At 60.2% G+C, this 23,102-nt stretch carries 26 protein-coding genes and 1 tRNA gene; 13 read left to right on the forward strand and 14 right to left on the reverse strand.

What is annotated here, in order from left to right; all coding sequences use genetic code 11:
• Positions 1 to 292: 292 nt before the first annotated feature.
• On the forward strand, positions 293 to 715 hold the full coding sequence (dksA, locus tag ACR0KW_RS10400) for an RNA polymerase-binding protein DksA (RefSeq protein ID WP_039531267.1): 423 nt from the start codon (positions 293 to 295) through the stop codon (positions 713 to 715).
• A 71-nt stretch (positions 716 to 786) separates the two neighbouring features.
• Positions 787 to 1,938, forward strand: a complete 1,152-nt coding sequence (locus ACR0KW_RS10405) for an FAD-dependent monooxygenase (protein ID WP_480804911.1) — start codon at positions 787 to 789, stop codon at positions 1,936 to 1,938.
• 4 nt (positions 1,939 to 1,942) lie between these two features.
• On the opposite strand, the gene xth is transcribed toward ACR0KW_RS10405, so the two are convergent.
• Together xth and ACR0KW_RS10415 are read right to left on the reverse strand one after the other, a co-directional pair.
• A complete protein-coding gene (gene xth / locus ACR0KW_RS10410) occupies positions 1,943 to 2,722 on the reverse strand; it encodes an exodeoxyribonuclease III (RefSeq protein ID WP_480804912.1) in 780 nt (259 codons plus the stop codon).
• A gap of 281 nt (positions 2,723 to 3,003) precedes the next feature.
• A complete protein-coding gene (locus ACR0KW_RS10415; protein ID WP_170325221.1) occupies positions 3,004 to 3,327 on the reverse strand; it encodes a HesB/IscA family protein in 324 nt (107 codons plus the stop codon).
• 76 nt (positions 3,328 to 3,403) lie between these two features.
• Here ACR0KW_RS10415 and ACR0KW_RS10420 point away from each other — a divergent pair, with 76 nt between their 5' ends.
• Positions 3,404 to 4,546 carry a deoxyguanosinetriphosphate triphosphohydrolase gene (locus ACR0KW_RS10420; protein WP_480804913.1) on the forward strand — a complete coding sequence of 381 codons (1,143 nt, stop codon included), beginning with the start codon at positions 3,404 to 3,406 and terminating at the stop codon, positions 4,544 to 4,546.
• Here ACR0KW_RS10420 and ACR0KW_RS10425 read toward each other — a convergent pair whose 3' ends face one another.
• Positions 4,547 to 5,098, reverse strand: coding sequence for a putative pterin-binding protein (locus tag ACR0KW_RS10425; protein ID WP_480804914.1), 552 nt, complete (start codon positions 5,096 to 5,098; stop codon positions 4,547 to 4,549). It abuts the gene before it with no gap.
• Positions 5,099 to 5,231: 133 nt separating this feature from the next.
• Between ACR0KW_RS10425 and argS the strand changes: the two genes are divergently transcribed.
• The 6 genes from argS (at position 5,232) to ACR0KW_RS10455 (ending at position 10,855) form a co-directional block, all read left to right on the forward strand.
• Positions 5,232 to 6,977, forward strand: a complete 1,746-nt coding sequence (gene argS, locus ACR0KW_RS10430) for an arginine--tRNA ligase (protein WP_480804915.1) — start codon at positions 5,232 to 5,234, stop codon at positions 6,975 to 6,977.
• 39 nt (positions 6,978 to 7,016) lie between these two features.
• The gene (locus tag ACR0KW_RS10435) at positions 7,017 to 8,129 is read left to right on the forward strand and encodes an SPOR domain-containing protein (RefSeq protein ID WP_480804916.1); all 1,113 of its coding nucleotides are present in this window, start codon (positions 7,017 to 7,019) and stop codon (positions 8,127 to 8,129) included.
• Positions 8,126 to 9,133, forward strand: coding sequence for a beta-N-acetylhexosaminidase (nagZ, locus tag ACR0KW_RS10440; RefSeq protein WP_480804917.1), 1,008 nt, complete (start codon positions 8,126 to 8,128; stop codon positions 9,131 to 9,133). Before ACR0KW_RS10435 ends, nagZ begins: the two co-directional genes overlap by 4 nt.
• Positions 9,123 to 9,917: a segregation and condensation protein A gene (locus tag ACR0KW_RS10445; protein ID WP_170325216.1), complete on the forward strand. Its 795-nt coding sequence runs from the start codon at positions 9,123 to 9,125 to the stop codon at positions 9,915 to 9,917. The genes nagZ and ACR0KW_RS10445 overlap by 11 nt, the downstream gene beginning before the upstream one ends.
• Entirely contained in the window at positions 9,910 to 10,566 is a 657-nt protein-coding gene (gene scpB / locus ACR0KW_RS10450; RefSeq protein ID WP_480804918.1) for an SMC-Scp complex subunit ScpB, read from the forward strand. The genes ACR0KW_RS10445 and scpB overlap by 8 nt, the downstream gene beginning before the upstream one ends.
• Positions 10,567 to 10,630: 64 nt before the next feature.
• Positions 10,631 to 10,855, forward strand: a complete 225-nt coding sequence (locus ACR0KW_RS10455; protein ID WP_480804919.1) for a hypothetical protein — start codon at positions 10,631 to 10,633, stop codon at positions 10,853 to 10,855.
• Here ACR0KW_RS10455 and ACR0KW_RS10460 read toward each other — a convergent pair.
• From ACR0KW_RS10460 to ACR0KW_RS10495, 8 genes are all read right to left on the reverse strand, one after another.
• Positions 10,852 to 11,931, reverse strand: coding sequence for a 2'-deoxycytidine 5'-triphosphate deaminase (locus ACR0KW_RS10460; RefSeq protein ID WP_480804920.1), 1,080 nt, complete (start codon positions 11,929 to 11,931; stop codon positions 10,852 to 10,854). The genes ACR0KW_RS10455 and ACR0KW_RS10460 overlap by 4 nt on opposite strands.
• Before the next feature lie 61 nt (positions 11,932 to 11,992).
• Positions 11,993 to 12,069 (reverse strand) — tRNA-Pro (locus ACR0KW_RS10465).
• Between the two features lie 62 nt (positions 12,070 to 12,131).
• Positions 12,132 to 12,740: a MerR family transcriptional regulator gene (locus ACR0KW_RS10470; protein ID WP_480804921.1), complete on the reverse strand. Its 609-nt coding sequence runs from the start codon at positions 12,738 to 12,740 to the stop codon at positions 12,132 to 12,134.
• Between the two features lie 18 nt (positions 12,741 to 12,758).
• Positions 12,759 to 13,061: an integration host factor subunit alpha gene (gene ihfA, locus ACR0KW_RS10475; RefSeq protein ID WP_008755922.1), complete on the reverse strand. Its 303-nt coding sequence runs from the start codon at positions 13,059 to 13,061 to the stop codon at positions 12,759 to 12,761.
• Positions 13,062 to 13,157: 96 nt separating this feature from the next.
• On the reverse strand, positions 13,158 to 14,129 hold the full coding sequence (locus ACR0KW_RS10480) for a beta-ketoacyl-ACP synthase III (protein ID WP_480804922.1): 972 nt from the start codon (positions 14,127 to 14,129) through the stop codon (positions 13,158 to 13,160).
• 21 nt (positions 14,130 to 14,150) lie between these two features.
• Positions 14,151 to 15,239: a phosphate acyltransferase PlsX gene (gene plsX / locus ACR0KW_RS10485; RefSeq protein WP_480804923.1), complete on the reverse strand. Its 1,089-nt coding sequence runs from the start codon at positions 15,237 to 15,239 to the stop codon at positions 14,151 to 14,153.
• 23 nt (positions 15,240 to 15,262) lie between these two features.
• Positions 15,263 to 15,469, reverse strand: a complete 207-nt coding sequence (gene rpmF, locus ACR0KW_RS10490; protein WP_008756996.1) for a 50S ribosomal protein L32 — start codon at positions 15,467 to 15,469, stop codon at positions 15,263 to 15,265.
• Positions 15,470 to 15,675: 206 nt separating this feature from the next.
• Entirely contained in the window at positions 15,676 to 16,212 is a 537-nt protein-coding gene (locus tag ACR0KW_RS10495; protein ID WP_480804924.1) for a YceD family protein, read from the reverse strand.
• Positions 16,213 to 16,297: 85 nt separating this feature from the next.
• Between ACR0KW_RS10495 and ACR0KW_RS10500 the strand changes: the two genes are divergently transcribed.
• The 3 genes from ACR0KW_RS10500 (at position 16,298) to ACR0KW_RS10510 (ending at position 19,456) form a co-directional block, all read left to right on the forward strand.
• Entirely contained in the window at positions 16,298 to 16,777 is a 480-nt protein-coding gene (locus tag ACR0KW_RS10500; RefSeq protein WP_480804925.1) for an outer membrane protein assembly factor BamE, read from the forward strand.
• A 94-nt stretch (positions 16,778 to 16,871) separates the two neighbouring features.
• A complete protein-coding gene (locus tag ACR0KW_RS10505) occupies positions 16,872 to 17,606 on the forward strand; it encodes a GNAT family N-acetyltransferase (RefSeq protein ID WP_480804926.1) in 735 nt (244 codons plus the stop codon).
• A gap of 41 nt (positions 17,607 to 17,647) precedes the next feature.
• Positions 17,648 to 19,456, forward strand: a complete 1,809-nt coding sequence (locus ACR0KW_RS10510) for an ABC-F family ATP-binding cassette domain-containing protein (protein WP_480804927.1) — start codon at positions 17,648 to 17,650, stop codon at positions 19,454 to 19,456.
• Here ACR0KW_RS10510 and ACR0KW_RS10515 read toward each other — a convergent pair.
• Positions 19,453 to 20,004 (reverse strand): sugar O-acetyltransferase, encoded by a 552-nt coding sequence (locus tag ACR0KW_RS10515; protein WP_480804928.1) that lies wholly within the window; start codon positions 20,002 to 20,004, stop codon positions 19,453 to 19,455. The genes ACR0KW_RS10510 and ACR0KW_RS10515 overlap by 4 nt on opposite strands.
• A gap of 9 nt (positions 20,005 to 20,013) precedes the next feature.
• A complete protein-coding gene (locus tag ACR0KW_RS10520; protein WP_480804929.1) occupies positions 20,014 to 20,769 on the reverse strand; it encodes a 3-hydroxyacyl-CoA dehydrogenase in 756 nt (251 codons plus the stop codon).
• Between the two features lie 499 nt (positions 20,770 to 21,268).
• On the opposite strand from ACR0KW_RS10520, the gene ACR0KW_RS10525 reads away from it, so the two are divergent.
• Positions 21,269 to 21,718, forward strand: coding sequence for a hypothetical protein (locus tag ACR0KW_RS10525; protein WP_480804930.1), 450 nt, complete (start codon positions 21,269 to 21,271; stop codon positions 21,716 to 21,718).
• A gap of 104 nt (positions 21,719 to 21,822) precedes the next feature.
• Here ACR0KW_RS10525 and tyrS read toward each other — a convergent pair whose 3' ends face one another.
• Complete coding sequence (gene tyrS / locus ACR0KW_RS10530; protein ID WP_480804931.1) at positions 21,823 to 23,076, reverse strand: tyrosine--tRNA ligase; 1,254 nt, start codon at positions 23,074 to 23,076, stop codon at positions 21,823 to 21,825.
• Positions 23,077 to 23,102 lie beyond the last annotated feature (26 nt).

Genomic DNA, 23,102 nt, shown 5'->3' on the forward strand with positions numbered 1-23,102 from the left:
GTCCGGCACCGCAAATTTCGCTGCGACTCCAATCTGTTTGGCGTGATTCGACCGAAAGCGAATGACCCTTTGGTTGTGGTTTGCCGCAAAAATGCCCAAAGTTTTCCGCAGAAAAACAAGGTTTTGTTGTTACATGTCTCATATTTAGACAAGTCAGGAACGTGACGTATCAAGACGACGTTTGTGTAGTGACATTCTTACGCGCGTCGGATACACGCTCCGCAGAAGGGAGAGCCAAATGTCAGGTGAAACAACAGCAACCGACGTTTCTGGCCATACCGAGGGAGCAAAGATGAAGCAGGAAGTTTTTCTGCCGGAAGATTATCGCCCGGCCGAAGATGAGCCTTTCATGAATGACCGTCAGCTTGAGTATTTCCGTCGCAAGCTGCTGGATTGGAAGAACGAACTTTTGGCGGGCAGCCGCGACACGATCGAAGGGCTGCAGGACAACACCCGTAACATTCCGGACGTTGCTGACCGCGCGAGCGAGGAAACCGACCGCGCGCTCGAGCTGCGCACCCGCGACCGTCAGCGCAAGCTGGTGGCCAAGATCGACTCGGCCCTGCGCCGCATCGACGAGGGTGAGTACGGTTATTGCGAGATGACGGGCGACCCGATCTCGCTGAAGCGTCTGGATGCGCGTCCGATCGCCACCATGACGCTTGAGGCGCAGGAGCGTCACGAGCGCCGCGAGAAGGTCCACCGCGACGATTGATCGCTGGGAAATTCGGGAAAACTCGAACGCCGGGGCCTGTGGCTTCGGCGTTTTTGCGTTAAGGCGATGCCATGAATATCGACGGTCTGAAATTCAGTGTCATCGGCGGCGGCATCGGCGGCCTGGCGGCCGCTCTGGCGCTGCGGCAGCGCGGGGCGCAAGTTACGGTTCTGGAACAGGCTCCGGCCCTGACCGAGGTTGGCGCTGGGTTGCAAATCAGTGCCAACGGCATAGCGGTTCTGCGGGCGCTTGGGGTGGTTGGGAAGGTGCCCGAGGACGGGCAGCTGTCTCACGGAACGATACTGCGCGATTACCGTAAGGGGCGTGTGATCAGCCGGGTTCCCGCACCCGCCGCCGGTCCGACCTATTACTATCACCGTGCCGATCTTCTGGACCTATTGCACCGGGCGGCGCGGGATGCTGGTGTTGAAATCCGGCTGGATGCGCGGGTGACGAAGGTTGTCAAACATCCAAGCGAGGCCGAGGTCGTGCTGGACGGAGGTGAGCGATTGCGCTCGGATTGCGTCATTGCTGCAGACGGCGGGCGCAGTGAGATCAGGCCGATACTAAACGGCACCGAGGCACCTCAGTTCACCCATCAGATCGCCTGGCGCGCAACGATCCCCTGGTCGCAGCGCGAAGAGATGCCGCGCGCGTCGCTGACCATGGGGCCGGGCCGTCATGTTGTCACTTATCCGCTGCGTGACCAACGTCTGATGAATGTGGTTGCGATCGAAGAGCGTTCGGACTGGCAGGAAGAAGGTTGGCGTCTGCAAGGCGACCCGGACGATTTGCGCGCGCGCTTTGCCGACTTCGGCGGCCCGGTGCGTGATATTCTGGCCGAAGTGACCGAGACCCACCTATGGGCCCTGTTCCTGCGCCCCGTTGCGCAAAGCTGGCAGAATGGACGTCTGGCGCTGTTGGGAGACGCGGCGCATCCGACGCTGCCCTTCATGGCGCAGGGCGCATGTCTGGCGCTTGAGGATGCGTGGATTCTGGCCCGCGCTTTCGAAGGGCAATCGGGTGTGGCGCGGGCTCTTTCTGCCTATGAAACCCAGCGCCGCTCAAGGGCAAAACAAGTGGTTGCCGCTGCCGGAGCCAATGCGCGAAATTTCCACCTGCGCGGTCCAATGCGGCTGGCGGCGCAGATGGCGCTGATGGCCGTTGGAGCGCAACTGGCAAAGAAATACGAGTGGATCTACAGCTACGATGCGACCGCGTGAACGGTCACAAGTCGAGATCGACCCAGACCGGCACGTGATCTGATGGCTTTTCGTGCCCGCGCACCGCTGAATCAATCTGGCAGTCACGCATCAGGTCAGCGACTTGCGGCGTCAGTAGAAAATGATCGATGCGGATGCCGTTATTCTTGTTCCATGCTCCGGCCTGATAGTCCCAAAAGGAATAATGCCCCGGACCCTGCGTGCGCGCGCGGAAGGCCTCAGTGAACCCGAGGTTCAAGACCTTGCGAAACGCAGCCCGGCTTTCGGGCCGGAACAGCGCGTCTTCGCGCCAGGCATCCGGGCGGGCCGCATCTTCGGCTTGTGGGATGATATTGTAGTCACCCGCCATCAGCGCTGGTTCTTCACTGGCCATCAAGTCGCGCGCGCGATGATACAGCCGCTCCATCCACGCCAGTTTGTAATCGTACTTCGGTCCGGGCACCGGGTTCCCATTCGGTAGGTAAAGTCCGCAGACGCGCAGCGCCTGCTTGCCAACCACCGTGGCCTCAATCCAGCGCGCCTGTTCGTCCTCGTCATCGCCGGGTAAGCCGCGAGAGACGTCTTCCAGTGGTAGCTTGGACAATATCGCCACCCCGTTGAAACTCTTTTGACCGTGGGTTTCGACGTTATAGCCCCGCTCTTCAAACATCTCGCGGGGGAAGTTCTCGTCGACCGACTTGATCTCTTGCAGAAGCACGATGTCCGGCTGCGCTTCGTCCAGCCATCGGGGCAGGGCCTCGGCCCGCGCTTTGATGCCGTTGATGTTGAACGTGGCGATTTTCATGCGCGATCCTCCGGTGGCTTAAGGAAACCTATCGCCTAGAACCAATCTGACGGCAAGACGGATGACTGGGTTGCGAGGCTCTGCCTCGCGCTCCGGGATATCTTTGGCCAGATGAAGAAACGGATTCTTAACCAATTTTGTAGAAAAGAGTTTTGCGGTACAGGCGGGGACGCCGATGACCGCGCCAGGTGAAGCTCTCCGATGGACGGTCGGAGAGCGGATCCCTGCTTCATCTGGCTATAAATATCCTGGGGGTGTGGAGGCAAAGCCCCCACCAACAATTACATCGAAAAAGATGTGCCGCAGCCACAGGAAGAGGTGGCGTTTGGATTTTCGATCACAAAGCGCGCGCCGATCAGTTCCTGCGTGAAGTCGATTACCGCGTTTTCCAGAAACGGCAGGGAAATCGAGTCGACGATGACTTTCTGACCTTTGCCTTCCAGCACAAGATCGTCCTCTTTCGGCTCGTCCAGCGCAATTTCGTATTGAAAACCGGAACATCCGCCGCCTTCCACCGCGACGCGCAGGGCCTGGCCCTGATCCGCTGCGCCGATCTCGGCCAGACGATCAAAGGCGCGTTCTGTCACTGTTGGGGGCAGATTCATGCCGGACTCCAAAGGTTTATTTCCTTACCGCAGTACAATATATGAAACCTAAGGACAGGCGACAAGGACAAGACCTTTGGACAGAGCGGGTTTTGCCTCGGACCCAGGCCGCGCAAGGGGGCGGCTTGTGCCTGAGGAGGAGAGCAGTTTCCGGTCATGCTTTCAGCGTGATCGCGACCGTATCATTCATGCCAGCGCGTTTCGGCGCCTTAAACACAAGACGCAAGTGTTTGTTGAGCATGAGGGTGATAGCTATCGCACCCGTCTGACCCATTCCATCGAAGTGGCACAAGTGGCGCGTACGATTGCCGGGGCTTTGGGGTTGAACCCAGAGCTGACCGAAGCGGTTGCGCTGGCCCATGATCTGGGGCACACGCCGTTTGGCCATACCGGGGAAGATGCCTTGCACGCGTTGATGGAGCCCTATGGGGGGTTCGACCACAACGCGCAAGCTATTCGGATCGTCACCAAGCTGGAGCGCCACTACGCGGAATTCGACGGCTGCAACCTGACTTGGGAGTGTCTTGAGGGCATTGCCAAGCATAACGGGCCGGTCGAGGGGGAATTGCCTTGGGCTCTGGCCGAGTGCAACGAAGGCTTCGATCTGGAATTGCACACCCATGCCAGTGCCGAGGCGCAGGTGGCCGCGCTTTCGGACGACATTGCCTACAACAACCACGATCTGCTTGATGGGTTGCGGGCGAGCCTGTTCACGGATGACGAAATCCAGCAATTGCCGATTGTGGGCGACTGTTATGCTGAGGTTGATCGCAAATACCCCGGTCTCGATCCCTATCGTCGCAGGCATGAGGCGCTGCGGCGGGTGTTTGGGGTCATGGTATCCGACGTGATCGATACCTCGCGCGCACTGATCGCCGCGTCAGGGGCGCATACGGTCGAAGACATCCGGCACCTGGGCTATCCAGTGGTTCAGTTCTCAGACGGCCTCTGGGTGCAGCTGAAGGAAATTCGCGCATTCCTGTTCACGCGGATGTACCGCGCACCCAGCGTGATGGAGGTGCGTGCCGAGGTCAGCGCGGTGGTGCAGGAGTTGTTTCCGGTATACCTCAGCGATCCCAAACAGATGCCTGCGCGCTGGCATCAGGATATCGAGGCGGCGCAGGACGAAACTGCGCTCGCCCGAATTGTGTCGGACTATATCGCCGGGATGACGGACCGGTTTGCCCTGCAGGACCACAAAAGACTGACGGGCGGGTAGTTACTCGACCCCGATATAGGCCAGCGCCCACACCTGTTGCCCGGCCTGTTTCTGCGCCAGTTCCGCATCGTCGGTTGGGGGGAAGACGATCATGGTGGGGCCATACCCACCAATCCCCATAGGAGCACCATCCGCATGGGTTGCAACAATCGGTTGATGCGCAGTGACGCTTTCCCAAGCGATTTCAGACTGATAGCCGTCCAATGCCATGGGCTTTGCGGTTTTGCCCGCGGCGCCTGCCATCGTCATCACGTCCGACAGCAGCGGGCCGGAAAATGCGATGTCCCTCTGATTGTCTTCGGGGCCGTAGGTGATCGTGATCTCGACCTGTTCCAGACCATCCAGCAGGGCGGCATCAAACCCGGCAGCCCCGTCGTGCTGAACCTCTAGATACCCCAGAAGGCCACCGTCATTCTCGCCCCGGGCTGGCAGGTTGGTCTCAGTGACCGCTCCGCCAAGTGTCAACAGAACGTGGCCCTGAGGCGCAGGCATATCGGCCCAGGCCGGCAGCGATGTGGTCAGGGCGAGGGCAAGAGGCAGGGCTAGGCGCATGAAGCGGTCTCCGGGTTGGGAATTTCCTGTGAACTTAGCTCCGTTTACGGTTAATCCAAGCGGAAACTGATCGCTTGCATTGACCTTGCCGCTTTGCGTGGTAAACCGCCGGGCAAGCAAAAGGACATCCGAAATGAACCTGTTTTCCGAGATCCGCGGCCTCGTACTGGACGCGCTGGCACAGATGCAGTCCGAAGGCGCGCTGCCCGAGGGGCTGAGCTTTGACAACGTGGCGGTCGAACCGCCGCGCGACGCCGCACATGGCGACATGGCGACCAACGCGGCGATGGTGCTGGCGAAACCGGCCAAGATGAAGCCGCGCGACATTGCTGATGTACTGGCTGGAAAACTGGCCGCCGATGATCGGATCACCAGTGCCGAGGTGGCCGGGCCGGGCTTTTTGAACCTGCGTCTTACGCCGTCGGTTTGGCAGGGTGTGCTGGCGGCGGTGTTGGAGAAGGGCACCGACTATGGCCGCTCGACCATGGGTCATGGCCAGAAGGTCAACGTGGAATACGTCTCGGCCAACCCTACCGGCCCGCTGCATGTCGGCCATACGCGGGGCGCCGTGTTCGGCGACGCGCTGGCAAGTTTGCTGGCCTATTCCGGCCATGACGTGACCCGCGAGTACTACATCAACGATGGCGGCGCGCAGGTGGATGTGCTGGCGCGCTCTGCCTATGAGCGCTATCGCGAGGCCAACGGTCTGAGCCCCGAGATTGCAGAAGGGCTCTACCCGGGCGATTATCTGATCCCGATTGGCGAAGCGCTGAAAGAAAAATACGGCGACAGCCTGATCGACAAGCCGGAAAGCGAATGGCTTGAGGATCTGCGCAACTTTGCCACCGACGCGATGATGGATCTGATCCGCGCTGACCTGAAGGCGCTGGGCGTTGAGATGGACGTCTTCTTCTCGGAGAAGTCGCTCTATGGCACCGGCCGGATCGAGGCCGCGCTGGAGGCGCTGACTGAGAAGGGCCTGATCTACGAAGGCGTGTTGGAGCCGCCGAAGGGCAAGAAGCCCGAGGATTGGGAGCCCCGCGAGCAGACTCTGTTCAAGTCGACCGAGCACGGTGATGACGTCGACCGCCCGGTCAAGAAATCGGACGGCAGCTGGACCTATTTCGCCCCGGATATCGCCTATCACTATGACAAGGTGACCCGTGGCTATGACGCTCTGATCGACGTGTTCGGCGCGGACCATGGTGGCTATGTTAAACGTATGAAGGCTGCCGTGTCGGCTCTGTCTGATGGCAAGGTGCCGCTGGATATCAAGCTGACCCAATTGGTGAAGCTGTGGAAGAATGGCGAGCCGTTCAAGATGTCCAAGCGGGCAGGGAACTTTGTCACCCTGCGCGATGTGGTCGATCAGGTGGGTCCGGATGTGACTCGTTTCGTGATGCTGACCCGCAAGAACGATGCGCCGCTGGATTTCGATTTCGACAAGGTGCTGGAGCAGAGCCGCGAGAACCCCGTGTTCTACGTGCAATACGCCCATGCCCGCGTCATGAGCGTGCTGCGTCGCGCTGCCGAAGCCGGGATTGCCGCTGACGACGCGACCCTTGGCACAGCGGATCTGAGCAAGAACGACCACGCCTCGGAACTGACCGTGGCCAAGAAGCTGGCCGAATGGCCGCGTCTGGTCGAGATTGCCGCGCGCACCAACGAACCGCACCGCGTTGCCTTCTACCTGTATGAACTCGCAGGGGACTTCCACGCGCTGTGGAACAAGGGCAATGATGAAACCCAACTGCGGTTCATCCAGGATGGCGATGTTGCCACAAGCCAGTCAAAAATCGCATTGGCCCGGGCTGTTTCTGTTGTGATTTCAGCGGGCTTGGGTATTCTTGGCGTCACTCCGGCGCAGGAGATGCGGTAACAAACACCGCCCGAAGCACCGGTACGAGGTAGGCAAGAAATGACCCGCGCGCCACGTTTTAAGGCGCAATCGGGCGGTGAGGCGGACATGGCACGTTACGATTACTCGGGGCAGATGCGCCCCGAGCAGATGCATTACACGAATCAACCGCATCCTCAGGATGGGTACGAGTATTCCGACGACATGCACGGTTATGAAGAAGCACCGCGCGCAGCGGGGCTGAGCCGTATCGTCAACGCGATGGGCGCGGTTGCGTCTCTGGCTCTGGTCGCCGGGATTGGCGTCTGGGGTTATCAGCTTGTGATGCGCGATGTGTCCGGTGTGCCGGTCGTGCGCGCCATCGAAGGCCCGATGCGCATTCAGCCCGAGAACCCGGGCGGAACGCCTGCGGACCATCAGGGTCTGGCCGTCAATGCCGTGGCTGCGGTAGGAACGGCTGCGCCGCCTGCGGATCGTCTGATCCTAGCGCCGCGCCCGGTGTCTCTGACCGATGAAGACACGCCGGTTGAACCGCTGAAACCCACTCCGGCCGTGCACGTGGTTCAGGAAGAGATTTCCAATCAGGAAGCCGCTGAACTTCGTCAGGGCACGGTAGATGCGCTGGTTTCGGAACTGGCAGGGGAAACGGCTCGGATTGACGAACCGACGGAAGAGGGTGTGCAACTGGCCGCCCTGTCCTTGCCCGAGGAAGAGCCTGCAATCGATCCCGCCGATCTGGCGGCGCAACAGCCCGATCCGGAATTGGCGGCATTGCCGGGGGTCCGTAGGTCCTTGCGACCGGTAACCCGCCCAGCCCGCGCAACGCCCAGCCGCATCACGCCGAATAGCAGCACTGAAGACGCAATCAATGCTGCCGTCAAAGCCGCGGTTGGGGTCGATATTGACCCTGATACGCTGTCCAAGGGCACGCGCATGGCGCAGCTTGGGGCTTATGAAAGCTCGGATGTGGCGCGCGCGGAATGGGATCGACTGAATAGCCGGTTTGGCGATTATATGGATGGAAAACAGCGCGTTATCCAGAAAACCTCACGCGGGGGGCGGACCTTCTACCGCCTGCGCGTGCTGGGGTTTGATGACCTGAGCGACTCGCGTCAGTTCTGTGCCGCGCTCGAGGCACGTGGCGCGGATTGTATTCCGGTGGCCGCTCGGTGAGCTTTGGTGCGGCCATCACCGACGCCGAAGGCCTGCGCCTGACGCCTCAGGAAAAGAAACTGTTCCGCGAGATGAACCCGTTTGGGTTCATTTTGTTTGCCCGCAACATCGATACCGCCGATCAGGTTCGCGCCCTGTGCGATGATTTCCGCGAGGCCGTGGGCCGCAATTGCCCCATCACCATCGATCAAGAGGGCGGCCGGGTGCAGCGCCTGCGCGCGCCTCTGGCCCGCGAATGGCTGCCGCCACTGGATCACGCCGCGCGGGCTGGGGATCAGGCCGAACGGGCGATGTACCTGCGCTATCGTCTGATCGCTGATGAATTGTTCGGACTGGGTATCGACAGCAATTGCGCGCCGATGGTCGATCTGGCGCGTGAGGACACGCACAAGTTTCTGAAAAACCGCTGCTATGGTTCTGATCCCAAACAAGTTTCGCGGCTGGGAAGGGCCGTTGCCAAGGGCCATCTGGATGGTGGTGTTCTACCAGTAATCAAACACATGCCGGGTCACGGCCTGTCCACGCTGGACAGCCACCACGATCTACCGCATGTGGACCTGACGCAGAACGCGCTGGAACAGACCGATTTCGCGCCGTTCCGCGATCTGAACGACTTGCCGATGGGGATGACCGCGCATCTGGTCTATGACCGGATTGACCCGCAGCCAGCGACAATCTCACCGACCATGATCGGACTGATCCGCAACAAGATCGGATTTGACGGGCTGATCATGACCGACGACATCTCGATGAAGGCCCTCAGCGGCGCGCCCGAAGACATCGCCGGTCAGGCGCTGGACGCCGGGTGTGATGTGGTTCTGCACTGCAATGGCACGTTCGACGCCCGCGCCAAGGTGCTGGATGCCGCGGGGGAAATGACCGAAAAAGCCGGGAAGCGCGCAGAAAAGGCGCTGGCGATGCGTCAAAAGCCTGCGGAACTTGACATCCAGGCCGCCGAGGCGGAACTATCTGCCCTAATGGGCAGGCAGGTATATGAACGATAATCTTTTCAGCGAAGACCCGGTCTCGGTCGCCGATCGGCTGGCCGCTGAAGCCCTGATCGTTGACGTCGACGGGTTTGAGGGCCCGCTGGACGTGTTGTTGACCCTGTCGCGAACGCAAAAGGTCGACCTGCGAAAAATCTCGGTTTTGGCACTGGCGCAGCAGTACCTAGCTTTTGTCGAAAAGGCGCGGGCACTGCGGATCGAACTGGCCGCCGACTATCTGGTTATGGCCGCGTGGCTCGCCTTCTTGAAGTCTCGACTACTGTTGCCGCCAGACCCGGATGACGAAGGTCCATCGGGTGAGGAACTGGCGGCGCACCTGGCGTTCCAGCTGGAACGTCTGCAGGCCATGCGCGACTCTGCCGCCCGCCTGATGGCGCGCGACCAGTTGGGCCGCGATTTCTTCAAACGCGGGCAGGGCGAGGATATCACCCGTATCCGGACTGTGACCTACTCCGCCACGCTGCTGGACCTGATGCAGGGCTATGCCCGTATCCGCACGCGCGACGAATTCCGCCCCTTTGTCATGGACCGCGACGCCGTGTTCACGATGGAGCAGGCGTTGGAGCGGATGCGGCCGCTGATCGGCTTCGCGGGCACCTGGACCGATATGGAGACCTATCTGCCCGACGGTTGGGATGCCGACCCGGTACGCCGACGCTCTGCCACGGCAGCGACCTTTGCGGCCTCGCTTGAGCTGGTGAAAGAAGGACATATGGAGATCAAGCAAAGCGAAACCTTTGCCCCGATCCATCTGCGTAAGAGGACTGACACTCGTGACTGACGAACCGCAAGACGAAGGCACCGGCACCCTGTTCGAAGCGCCGCCCTTGGCGGAACAGGAACGCATGGTCGAAGCTGTGTTGTTCGCCAGCGCCGAACCGGTGACGATTGGCGATCTTGAGGCGCGGATGCCCCATGGCAGCGATGCAGCGCAAGCGGTTGAAATACTTCAGAAACGCTATGAAGGCCGTGGCGTTCGCGTGGTCCGCGTGGGCGAGGCATGGGCCATTCGAACCGCCCCCGATCTAGGCTTTCTGATGCAGAAAGAAACGGTGGAAACCCGCAAGCTGAGCCGCGCGGCCATCGAAACGCTGGCTATCGTGGCTTATCACCAGCCCTGCACACGGGCTGAGATCGAGGAAATCCGTGGGGTCTCGGTCTCACGCGGCACCATCGACCAGTTGCTGGAGATGGAGTGGATCAGGCTAGGCCGCCGCCGCATGACGCCGGGTCGCCCGGTGACCTTTGTGGTGACGCCGCAATTCCTCGATCATTTCGGGCTCGAGAACGCACGTGACCTGCCGGGGCTCAAGGAACTGCGCGCAGCCGGGTTGCTTGAGAATAGGCCGCCACCGGGTACGATCCCGCTGGGTGAGGGGCGCGAGGACGTAGAAGACGAAGACCAGACCGAACTGTTCGAGGAAGAGTGATCAGAAGGCCCTTTTGTTGTCACATCAGAACCCTATGTTGGACGGCAGAGAACGGAGTTGAGCAATGAACGCCAATCGGATCATCGACATGATCGTACGTCAGGTCATGCGCCGTCTTGTCAACAAAGGCGTGGACAAGGGCTTTGACATGGCCAGCCGCATGGGGGGGCAATCGGATCAGCAGTCTGGCGGGGCTAACCGTCCGCAAAACAATGGCCCGCGCCCGTCTCAGAACCTGAGACAGGTACAGCAGGTGACCCGCCAAATGCGTCGGTTCATGAAATTCTAGCCAACAGCCTTGAAATGCTTGGACAGTTTCAAACCCTGTCCTTGATAGTTTGACGCAATGCCCGCGCCGTAAAGTTGCGTGGGCATTTCGGCCATCTTTTCATAGACCAACCGCCCGACGACCTGGCCGTGTTCCAGCACAAAGGGTGCTTCGTGACAGCGGACTTCCAGCACACCGCGCGATCCCGCGCCACCGGCTTCGGCGTGGCCGAAGCCAGGATCGAAGAAACCGGCGTAATGCACCCGGAACTCACCGACCATTGCCAGATAGGGAGCCATTTCCGCGGCGTACATCGGGGGGATATGGACCGCCTCGCGGCTGACCAGGATATAGAATGCACCGGGATCCAGGATGATGCGGCCATCGCGGGTGCGCACCTCTTCCCAGTATTCCTGCGGATCGTATTCGCCAATCCGGTCCAGATCGATCACGCCGGTATGCGGCTTGGCGCGGTACCCAACCAGATCGGTTTCGGGAAGTTGTAGATCGACCGAAAAGCCCAGCCCGTCCTGAATCACCGCTGGGCCATCGACCAGCGGCGAGTCGTTGTGCAGCGCCGTCAGTTCCGCGTCGCTGAGCACCGCCTGACCCTGGCGGAATCGAATCTGGTTCAGCCGCATTCCCGGACGCACCAGAACCGAGAAGGAGCGGGGGCAAATCTCAGCGTATAGCGGCCCGGTATAGCCAGCCGGAACCCGGTCGAACTCGGTACCGCCGTCGGTGATGGTGCGGGTCAGCAGGTCCAACCGCCCGGTCGAGCTTTTGGCGTTGGCAACAGCAGTCACTGTCTCGGGCAGGGCCAGCGATTCCATCAGAGGCACCAGATAGACGCAACCCTTTTCCAGAACCGCACCGTCGGATATGTCGATGCGGTGCATCTCGAACTCGGCCAGACGGTCGGCAACGGACCGTCCTTCGCCCGCCAGAAACGATGCGCGCACGCGGTAAGCCACTGTTCCCAGGCGCAAATCAAGGCTGGCTGGTTGAACCTGAGCGGGAATGACCTCGGGGCTGGCGGTGATTTCACCACGCGCAATCATGCCTTCGATCTGTTGGTTTGGGCATACACCTGTCATTTCGATCCCCCCTGATGCCAGAGCGGGATCTGGCCTGTCTGCCATAAACGTCGGTGTGATTTGGTCGGGCTAGCAGGACTCGAACCTGCGACCTTCCGTCCCCCAGACGGACGCGCTACCAGGCTGCGCCATAGCCCGACGTTGAGGTGTTCATAAAGACTTTCCCGGCAGGGGCAAGAGGAAATCATCGCCTTTTTTTCTTATCCCGCCGATCGATTTTCAATGCGGTTCAGAACGGCGCGCAGGTCCTTTGCCACCGGTGCGATCTGTTTCAGCAACTGATCGTCAAAGTCAGTGCGATTCCACGCCTGCGTTGCGATTCCACCCAGCAGGGGGCTTTCATCCAGGTATTCCGGAGCGGCCTGTTCCGGGACTGAAGGTTTGGCCTGAGGGGCCTCTGCCGCTTGCTGGGGCGTGGGTTCGGGTGCGGAATCGCCCAAGTCCAGATTGATCTGTTCGCTGGCCTGCGCAGGATTTGAGGCGAAGGGTACGACAACACTGTCGTTTTTCGGGGTCTCCGGTTCGGCGACCTCGTCCAGACCCTGCGACAGCGCCGCGACATGGGCCACGCCCTGTTCGCGCAGGATGCGTTGAACACCCTTGATGGTGACACCGTCCTCGTGCAGCAGCTTCTTGATGCCGCCCAGAAGGCGCATGTCATTGGGTCGGTAATACCGACGACCCCCGGCGCGTTTTACCGGTTTAACTTGATTGAAACGGCTTTCCCAGAATCGCAGAACATGAGCCTGAACGCCCAGCCAATCCGCAACTTCACTGATTGTGCGAAACGCGTCGGGGGACTTGCTCATGACCTTGCCGCCCTGATCTTACTTGCGGTTCCCTGCCGCGACGCGATCCTTCATCAGGTGCGACGGGCGGAAAGTCAGAACCCGGCGGGGTTGAATCGGGACCTCTTCACCGGTTTTGGGGTTGCGGCCGATCCGGGCGGTCTTGTCCCGAACGCTGAAGGTTCCGAAAGACGAGATCTTCACCTGTTCGCCGCGCACCAGCGCATCGGACATGTGGTTCAGAACGCTTTCAACCAGCTGTGCACTTTCGTTGCGTGACAGACCAACCTCGCGAAAGACGGCCTCGCTCAGATCCATTCGGGTCAGTGTTTTATCGCCCATACCATTTCCCCTGTTGATACCAAAGAATATGGTGGAGGCAATTTCACTGTCAATATCAATGAATTGCAAGCCTGTGTGTAAGCCGTTTTGCGCCGGTTACCAGCGCAGGACAACCGCACCCCAGGCCAGACCACCGCCGATGGCTTCGGTCACGATCAGATCGCCTTGCTTGATCTGCCCGCGCTGTTTGCCCACGGACAGCGCCAGCGGAATCGACGCGGCAGAAGTGTTGCCGTGGTCCTGTACGGTGACGACCACGTTCTCCATCGGCAGGCCCATTTTCTTGGCTGTGCCCTGAATGATACGGATATTGGCCTGATGCGGCACGATCCAGTCGACATCCGCGCTGCCGAGGCCTGCGGTTCCTAGGGCGGTTTCCGCAGTTTTCGTCAATTTTTCAACGGCATGGCGGAAGACCTGATTGCCCTGCATTCGCAAATGACCGGTCGATTGGGTCGACACGCCGCCATCCACATAAAGCAGGTCCTTGTACCGCCCATCCGAGTTTAGGTCGGTGGCCAGAATACCGCGGTCATCGGATGTGCCTTCACCCTCTTGCAGTTCAAGAACCAGCGCACCGGCACCGTCACCGAACAGAACGCAGGTCGATCTGTCGGTCCAGTCCATGATTCGCGAGAAGGTCTCGGCGCCGATCACCAGAACCCGTTTGGCCTGACCGGACAGGATCAGGGCATTGGCGTTGCTGAGCGCAAAGACGAACCCGGCGCAGACGGCCTGAACGTCAAAGGCAAAGCCCTTGGTCATGCCCAACCGCGCCTGAACCATGGTGGCAGCAGACGGGAAGGTCAGATCGGCAGTCGAGGTCGCCACGATAATCGCGTCGATATCGTCCGCCGTCAGGCCCGCATCAGCGAGCGCGGCCTCGCCCGCATTGGTGGCCAGATCCGAAGTGGTTTCATCCTCGGCAGCAAAATGGCGGCGTTCGATACCCGAGCGGGTCTTAATCCACTCATCCGAAGTATCGAGCGTCTTTTCAAATTCGGAATTCGGAACGACGCGCTCTGGCAAATAATGTCCGACACCTACGACAACTGAACGGCCTGCCATGTTGGGGTACTGCCTTTTTTGTTATTCGCCGGCCTTTGGCGGCGTGTGGACGGCATCTTGTGCAAGCTCGGCTGTTGATGCAACCCGTGCCGCCAATTTTTCAGCGAAACCAGATTGGGCCAGAGTAAAGGCCAGCTTGACTGCCGCTGAGACTCCGGTGGCGTCTGCGCCACCGTGCGATTTGACCACGGTTCCGTTGAGGCCAAGGAAAACTCCGCCATTTACACGGCGCGGGTCGATACGTTTCTTCAGGCGGTTCAGCGAGGTGATTGCCAGAACCGAGGCCAGCCGCGACAGGGGCGAATACTTGAACGCCTGGCGCAGCAGATCGCCAATCAGGCTCGCCGTGCCTTCGCCCGTCTTGATCGCGACGTTGCCAGTAAACCCATCGGTGACAATGACATCTGCCTTGTCGCCGGGAATATCACTGCCTTCTACAAAGCCCACAAAATCGAAATTCGCCTGATCCGCGAAATCAGCGATCATCGCGTGGGCCTCTTTCAACTCGGCGCGACCTTTGTGCTCTTCGGTACCTACATTAAGTAGGCCAATGCGCGGGCGTTCCAAGGCCATCCCGTTGCGGGCGTAAGAAGCGCCCATCAGCGCATATTGCAGCAGATCCTTGGCGTCGGCGCGCACATCCGCGCCCACATCCAGCATCACATTGAACCCCTGCGGGTTGCGCGACGGCCACAGAATCGCGATTGCCGGACGATTCACGCCCGGCAATTTGCGAAGCCGCATCATCGACAACGCCATCAGCGCACCGGTGTTGCCACAGGACACGGCGCCATGCGCCTCACCCTGACGCACCGATTCCAACGTCGACCACATCGAGGTCTGCTTGCCGCTGCGAACAACCTGACTTGGCTTGTCCTCCATCGTGACTACATCCGGGCAATCACGAAAAACGACGCGCCCCTGCAGGACACGCCGTTTGGCGACAAGTTTGCGCAGCGTTTGCTCAGGCCCGTGCAGGACGAATGCGATATCGGGGTTCTTGTCTGCCGATTTGGCAATGCCCGCAACCACAGTTGCGGGCCCCGAGTCTCCGCCCATAGCGTCAACCGAGATGGTAATCCGTCCGGCGTGCGTGGGCTGATCTGTCATGCCTTGCCTGCGCTTTTAAAGGCTTAGGCCGCGTCTTCGTCCAGATCGATTTCGTCGGCCTGTGCGACGACTTCACGATCATCATAGTGACCGCAGGACGCGCACACGTGGTGCGGGCGCTTCAGCTCACCGCAGTTGGGGCATTCGTTCGGGTTTGCAGCAACCAGAGCGTCGTGTGCGCGGCGGTTGTTGCGACGCGACTTGGAAACTTTGTTCTGTTGGACGGCCATGGTCTCAACCTTTGTCTACTGAGGGTCAGCAGATTCGCCGCCGACCGGGTTTCATTCTTCGTTTTTCTCGTGGTTTGACGCGCGTTTAGGGTACAAGCCCTACGTTGTCCAACCCAAATTCCGATGAGCGCGCGAAAATACTGCGATTCTCGACATGTTCAAGCGATTTTTCTGAGCGCCTGCTATGACAGGAAAACAGACCTGTGTCACTCGTCTTTTTTCATCGCATCGCGCAAACCTGCCAACCCGGCAAACGGCTTGACGTCTTCGTCGGTCATCGCCTGTTTTCCAGGTTCAGTAAAGTCGGCCTGACCCATTTCAGCGCCTTCTTTGCGCGGGTATTGGGGCAGGGCCAGCGACAGAGCCTCGACCATGACAAGCGCCGGGTCGATCTCGGCACCCAGCTGTTCGGTCTCGTCATCCTCGGGGATTTCGAACTCGGGCTCTTCGGGATCAACCCAATCGGCAATAAAGACGCGCGTGACGGGAATGTCGATGCGAGTGGTCACCGGTTCCAGTGTCACCACGCAGGGCTGAATCACCGTGGCACCCAGTTTTCCGTTCAACGCCCAATCGCGTTTGCCCTGTGCCCTTACGTCACCCACAAAGCTGACCTTGCGCAGGCCAAGCAGGCCCAGATCGTCCCGGATCGCCTCTATGGCCTTGCTGTCCGGGCGCAAGTCAAAGGGGGTGGCTGCGTTCTGGGGCAGGTCGGCCACCCGCAGAGATGTCTGGTTGCTCATTCGTGACCCTTTCCTGTGTTGAACCGGGGCTGCGGTTTGATGTAAGCGGATAGGGCCCGCACGGGGCCAAGGCAAGAGGGTGTAAATGTTGAAGGTTGTGAACAGGTTGAAACCGGCGTCCAGAACGCTTGTCTTTGCGGCCTGTCTGGCAGCGGCCAGTGCATGTACCCCTGTCTTCAAGAATCACGGATACATCCCACCCCCCGAAGATCTTGCCGAGATCAAAGTGGGCGTCGACACCCGCGACAGTGTGCTCGAAACTGTTGGCGCGCCAAGCTCATCCGGTGTGGTCCGCGACTCCGGGTTCTATTATGTCCGTTCGCGCATTCGCCACTACGGGCCGAAGAAGCCCGAAGTCGTCTCGCGTGAACTGGTGGCGATCAGCTTTGATGATCGGGGCGTCGTTCGGAACATCGAACGGTTCGGGCTTGAGGATGGCATCGTCGTTCCGCTGGACCGCCGCGTGACCGAATCGACGATTCAGGGGCAGGGGTTCATCCGACAGCTGTTGGGTAACATCGGCAACTTCAACCCGGCCAACATCCCGGGAGCATCCCAGCAGTAAAAGCCACATCTTGATCTGGTCACACGACAGTCACACATACTGTGGTACTGACGCAGCAAGATGTAACAGGTTAGCAACCGCGGAGGATGCGACCATGGCACTATTGCTTGGCAAAGGCCGCTATCGCGCCCGGCTGGCGCGATCGCCGCAGGATGTGGCGGCTGCGCAGCAGTTGCGCACGCTGGCTTTTGGCACGGATCAGACTGATCAGGACCATTTTGATCCGGTCTGCGCGCATATCCTGGTCGAAGACATGCGAGAAGGCGGGCAACTGGTCTGCTGCTTTCGCATGCTGACCATGGAGAATGGCACCGAGGTGACTCGCAGTTATTCGGCGCAATTCTATGATCTTTCCGCGCTGCTGGGGTTCGAGGGGCGCATGGTCGAGATGGGGCGATTCTGCATCCATCCCGGCTGGACCGACCCGGACATCCTGCGCGTCGCTTGGGGCGCGATGACGGCTTATGTCGATCAGAACAAGGTCGAGATGATGTTTGGCTGTTCGTCTTTTGCCGGAACCGAGACCGAGGATTACCTCGACGCGTTTGCAATGCTCAAACACCGGCATCTGGCACCGAAACGGTGGCTGCCACGGGTAAAGGCCCCGAATGTGTTCCGGTTCGCAGCGCGTTTGCGTCGCAAACCGGATGCGAAAAAGGCGATGCTGCGGATGCCGCCGTTGTTGCGAACCTATCTGATGATGGGCGGTTGGGTCAGCGATCATGCTGTGGTCGACCGCCATATGAATACGTTGCATGTCTTTACCGGGCTGGAAATTGGCGCGATTCCCCCGGCGCGCAAACGTCTGCTGCGGGCAGTTGCCGGGTAATCGCCGTTGACGCCTTGGCCCTGCCGGTTTAGCTGGCGGGCATGGCGAGAATTCCTTTGTTGCAGATGTCCGGCATTTCCCTGACCTTCGGGGGCGATCCGGTGTTTTCCGAGCTTGATCTGGTGGTTCAACCGGGTGACCGCGTGGCGCTGGTCGGGCGGAACGGGTCCGGTAAATCCACGCTGATGAAAGTGATGGCAGGTCTGGTTGAACCCGATCATGGCGAAATCGTGGTGCCGCCGGGAAAATCCGTTGGCTACATGGAACAAGACCCGACAATGGAAGGGTTCGCCACGTTGGGCGACTATGCCTCCAGCGGGTTGGAGCCGGGTGAGCTTTACAAGGTCGAACGTGCCGGTGAAGGGCTGAAATTTGATCCCTCGCGCGCGGTCGAAACTGCTTCGGGCGGGGAACGGCGACGGGCGGCACTGGCCAAGCTGATGGCCGAGGCACCGGACCTGATGTTGCTGGACGAACCGACCAACCATCTGGATATCGAGGCCATCGCGTGGCTTGAACGCGAATTGGGATCGACCCGCGCGGCATTCGTTCTGATCTCGCACGACCGCGCGTTTTTGCGCGCGCTGACTCGGGCAACGCTGTGGATTGACCGGGGAGCGGTGCGGCGGCAAGAGCAGGGGTTCAAGGCGTTCGAATCCTGGCGCGACAAGGTCTGGGAGGAAGAGGATCAGCAACGCCACAAGCTGAACCGCCTGATCAAGTCCGAGGCGAAATGGGCCGTCGAAGGCATCAGCGCCCGACGCAAACGCAATCAGGGCCGGGTGCGGGCGCTGCAGGCGCTTCGGGCCGAGAAGGCGGCACAGATCAAACGTCAGGGCTCGGCGGCGATGACGCTGGAGGCCGGGCCCAAATCCGGGCGAAAGGTGATTGAGGCCAAGGGCTTGGCCAAGTCTTTTGACCGGCAACAGATCGTTCGGAACTTTGATCTTCTGGTGCAGCGCGGCGACCGCGTGGCCTTTGTCGGCCCCAACGGCGTGGGCAAGACGACGCTGCTGAAGATGCTGCTGGGGCAGGAACAGCCGGATGAGGGCTCGGTGACACTGGGCACCAATCTCGAAATCGCCGTGTTCGATCAGACCCGCGCGCAGCTCGACCCCGAAATGAGCCTGTGGGACAGTCTGACAGGCGACCCCGAGATGCGCGTGTCGGGCAAAGCCGATCAGGTGATGGTCGGTGGGCAACCCAAACATGTGGTCGGTTACCTAAAGGAGTTCCTGTTCGACGAGCGGCAGGCAAGAGCGGCCGTTAAGTCCCTGTCAGGCGGTGAAAAAGCGCGGTTGCTGCTGGCCAAGCTGATGGCTAAATCCTCGAACCTTTTGGTGCTGGACGAACCGACCAACGATCTGGATGTCGAAACACTGGACCTGTTGCAGGAACTTCTGGACGACTATGACGGCACTGTCCTGCTGGTCAGCCACGACCGGGATTTTCTGGACCGCGTCGCCACCACGACCATCGCGATGGAGGGCAATGGCCGCGCCACCGTTTATGCCGGTGGCTGGACTGACTACATCGCGCAACGGGGCGATCTCCTTCCCAAGAAGGAAGAAAAAACAAAACCTTCCAAGCCGAAGGTCAAGCAGGAAAGCCAACCGAAGTCCGGCCTGTCCTTCTCGGAAAAACATCGGCTCGAGAAATTGCCCGCCGAGATCGAACGCCTTGAGGCCGAGATCGGCAAGCTGGAAGAACTCATGTCCGACCCCGAACTCTTCACCCGCGAGCCGGTCAAGTTCCAGAAGGCGACCGAAGCTCTGGTCGAGCGTCAGGAAAAACTGGCCGCCGCCGAAGAAGAATGGCTGACGTTGGAAGAAAAGGCTGAGGGCGCTTAGGGCCGGGGCATCGGTCGGGCAGGGTTGCCCACCACCGTTTCTCCGGCAACGACGTCTTTGGTCACGACACTGCCCGCGCCGATAGTCGCGTTGTCACCGATGGTGATGCCGGGCATCAGGATGGCGCCCCCGCCAACCCAGACGTTCCGGCCTATGGTCACAGGCAGACCGATTTCCAGCCCCTGCGCCCGCTCAGCCGGCTCTTTGGCGTGCTGAGCGCAATAGATCTGAACGTGCGGGCCGAACATCGTGTCATCTCCGATCCGCACCGGCGCGGTGTCCAGAACCACGCATCCGGCATTGAAATAGACCCGCGCGCCGAGATGGATGTTCATGCCATAGGCGCAGTGGAACGGGGCCTCTAGAAAACAATCACTTCCCGCATCGGCGAACAGGTCTCGCAATTCCGGTGCCATTGCACCGCGGTCATCGGGCGGGCAAGTGTTATGCGCGTGAACTGCGCGCCGAGCTTGCGCGCGCAGGGCGTCCAGTTCCGGGTCCAGGCAGCAATACCACTGCCCGGCCTGCATTTTCTCCCGCTCGGTCATGTGCCGGATCTACCGCATCCGGAGAGCGCCGTCGATACGGATGACCTCTCCGTTCAGGTATCCCATTTCGACGATGAACCCGGCCAACCGTCCGTATTCACTCGGGTCGCCCAAGCGGGCAGGGTTGGGAACGTCGGCGGCCAGTTGCTGCTGCACCTCTTCAGGCAGGCCGGCCAGCATTGGGGTCATGAAGATACCCGGCGCGATGGCCATCACCCGTATCCCGGTCGAGGCCAGATCACGCGCCATCGGCAGGGTCATCCCCACCACGCCGCCTTTTGAGGCCGCGTAGGCCGCCTGTCCCTTTTGCCCGTCGAACGCCGCGATTGAGGCGGTATTGATGATCACCCCGCGCGCGCCGTCGGGCTCGGGGTCGTTCTTGGCCATCTCGGCCGCAGCCAAGCGCGAGACGTTGAAGGTGCCGACTAGGTTGATGTCGATGGTGCGTTGGAACGCGTCCAGCGGGTGGGGGCCGTCTTTGCCCACGGTTTTTGCGCCGATGGCGATTCCGGCGCAGTTCACGGCGGCCGTAATCCGGCCCATCTTGTCCAACGCCTGCGCGATTGCGGCTGCCACCGAATCCTCGTCCGTGACATCCGTTTGGGCGAAGTGGCCGCCAATCTCATCCGCAACTATGGGGCCGCGTTCAGTGTCGCGATCCAGTATCGTGACCTGCGCGCCTTGTTCGGCAAAGTAGCGGGCGGTGGCTTCACCTAGACCCGACGCGCCACCGGTGATGATTGCGGATGAAGTAGATAGTTGCATTAAGGCTGCCTCTCATAATTTTGACACGGTTTTGCCACTTTTCATATGGCGGTGCGGATAGATGTTGTATATTGCAGCAGTAAGCACCGTCACAACTAGTGCCGTGTTTGTTTGTAATGAGTGGTGGCGAGCCCATATTAACGCATCTTTAGCGGGTCCTTACCTGCGCTTCATCTGCGGCTCCCACTTTGTAACCGAAGACCCTGACGCACTTGGGTGTTAAGGCGCAAGGAGTTAAGTGATGCGAGTTAAGCGAAAATCCAATGTTTCTGCATTGGTGGCCTCTTCGTTCATAGGAGCTTTGATGGTAACTACCGCGCAAGCGGCGCCAGAGGTCTGTGATGGAAGAACAGCGCGAATTGCAGCCAATAGCGGGGACTTTCGGACCCTTTGCGATTGCACGCATGTGACGCCAAGCTTTCTGAAACAACTGCAGAAACGGTCGGATTTCGAATCAACGCTTGCAGTAACTGGTAAACAATGTCCGGGATTGGCCACATTGTTGACAGATTTCGCCACCGGATCGATTGTCACAGCAGCCGCACGAGACGGCGAAGGAGATCAGGTAGGTACTGGGATTGGTAGCCCTGGTAACGACGGCGGTGACAACGGCGGTGGCGGAGACAACGGCGGCGGTGGAGACAATGGCGGCGGTGGAGACAACGGCGGCGGCGGAGACAATGGCGGCGGCGGAGACAATGGCGGCGGCGGAGACAATGGCGGCGGCGGAGACAACGGCGGCGGCGGAGACAATGGCGGCGGCGGAGACAACGGCGGCAACGGTGGCAATAACGGCGGTCCCGGCAACGGGAACGGAAACGGCGGCAACCCCGGTAACGGCGGCGGCAACAACGGAGGATCTGGACCTGGTTCTGGCAACGGTGGCAGCAACAACGGAAACGGGTCCGGTGGCGGTGGTAACGGCAACGGCGGTAGTAATAGAAACTGAATAGGTGGCAATCGCTCAACCTGTGGAGGTTTGAAGCCGCAATACTGAAAAAGATAACGGCCACCCGATCGGGTGGCCGTCATGTTTGAGGTTCGTGGTGTGGATCAGCCCAGTTGCACCAACGCGTGGCGCTTCTTGCCCGCGCTCAGCTTGATCGGAGACGACAATGCACCTGCGTCGATCATCATCCCGGCATCGGTCAGCGGTGCGTCATCCAGCTTGGCGCCATTCTCGGCGATCAGGCGCTTGGCCTCTTTCCCCGACTTTGCCAGCCCCGATTTCACGATGATCTGCACGATGGACATGCCGTCGCCCAACTCCGCAGGGCTGAGCGTCAGGGTGGGAAGGTCGCCCCCAACGCCGCCTTTTTCGAACACTTCGCGTGCGGTGGCTTCGGCGGTTGCCGCAGCCTGAGCACCGTGGGCCAGGGTGGTCACCTCGTTCGCAAGACGGATCTTGGCTTCGTTGATCTCGGACCCTTGCAGCGCACCCAGACGGTCGCACTCATCCACCGGCATTTCGGTGTAGAGCTTTAGGAACCGCCCGACATCCGCATCAGTGGTGTTGCGCCAGAACTGCCAGAACTCATAGGGCGAGCGCATGTCGGCATTCAGCCAGACCGCACCGTCCTGAGACTTGCCCATCTTCTTGCCGTCGCTGGTGGTTAGCAGGGGCGAGGTCAGGCCATAAATCTCGTGATCCAGCACGCGGCGGGTCAGGTCGATCCCGTTGACGATGTTGCCCCACTGGTCCGATCCGCCCATCTGCAGAACGCAGCCATAGCGGCGGTTCAGCTCAAGGAAGTCATAGGCTTGCAGGATCATGTAGTTGAACTCGAGAAAGCTCAGCGACTGTTCACGATCCAGCCGCGATTTCACGGATTCAAACGACAGCATCCGGTTGACCGAGAAGTGCCGTCCGATATCGCGCAGAAAGTCGAGGTAGTTCAACTCGTCCAGCCACTCGGCATTGTTCAGCATCAGCGCCTTGTTTTCGGCGTCACTGTCATAGTCGATATAGGCCGAGAACACCTTTTTGATGCCCGCGATGTTCTCGTCGATCTGTTCGGGGCCTAGCAAGGGGCGTTCGTCCGCGCGGAACGACGGGTCGCCCACCTTGGTGGTGCCGCCGCCCATCAGGGTAATTGGCTGGTGACCGGTTTTCTGGAACCACCGCAGCATCATGATCTGGATCAGGCTGCCCACATGCAACGACTTGGCCGTAGCATCAAAGCCGATATAGGCCGGCTTGCACCCACTGATCAGCGCTTCGTCAAGGCCCTGATAATCGGTGCAGTCGGCGAGGAAGCCGCGCTCGATCATCGTGGCGATGAAATCCGATTTGGGGTGGTAGGTCATATCGTGCCCTTTGGGTTGAAGTTGCG

The organism is Ruegeria sp. CG11 (assembly GCF_056537245.1).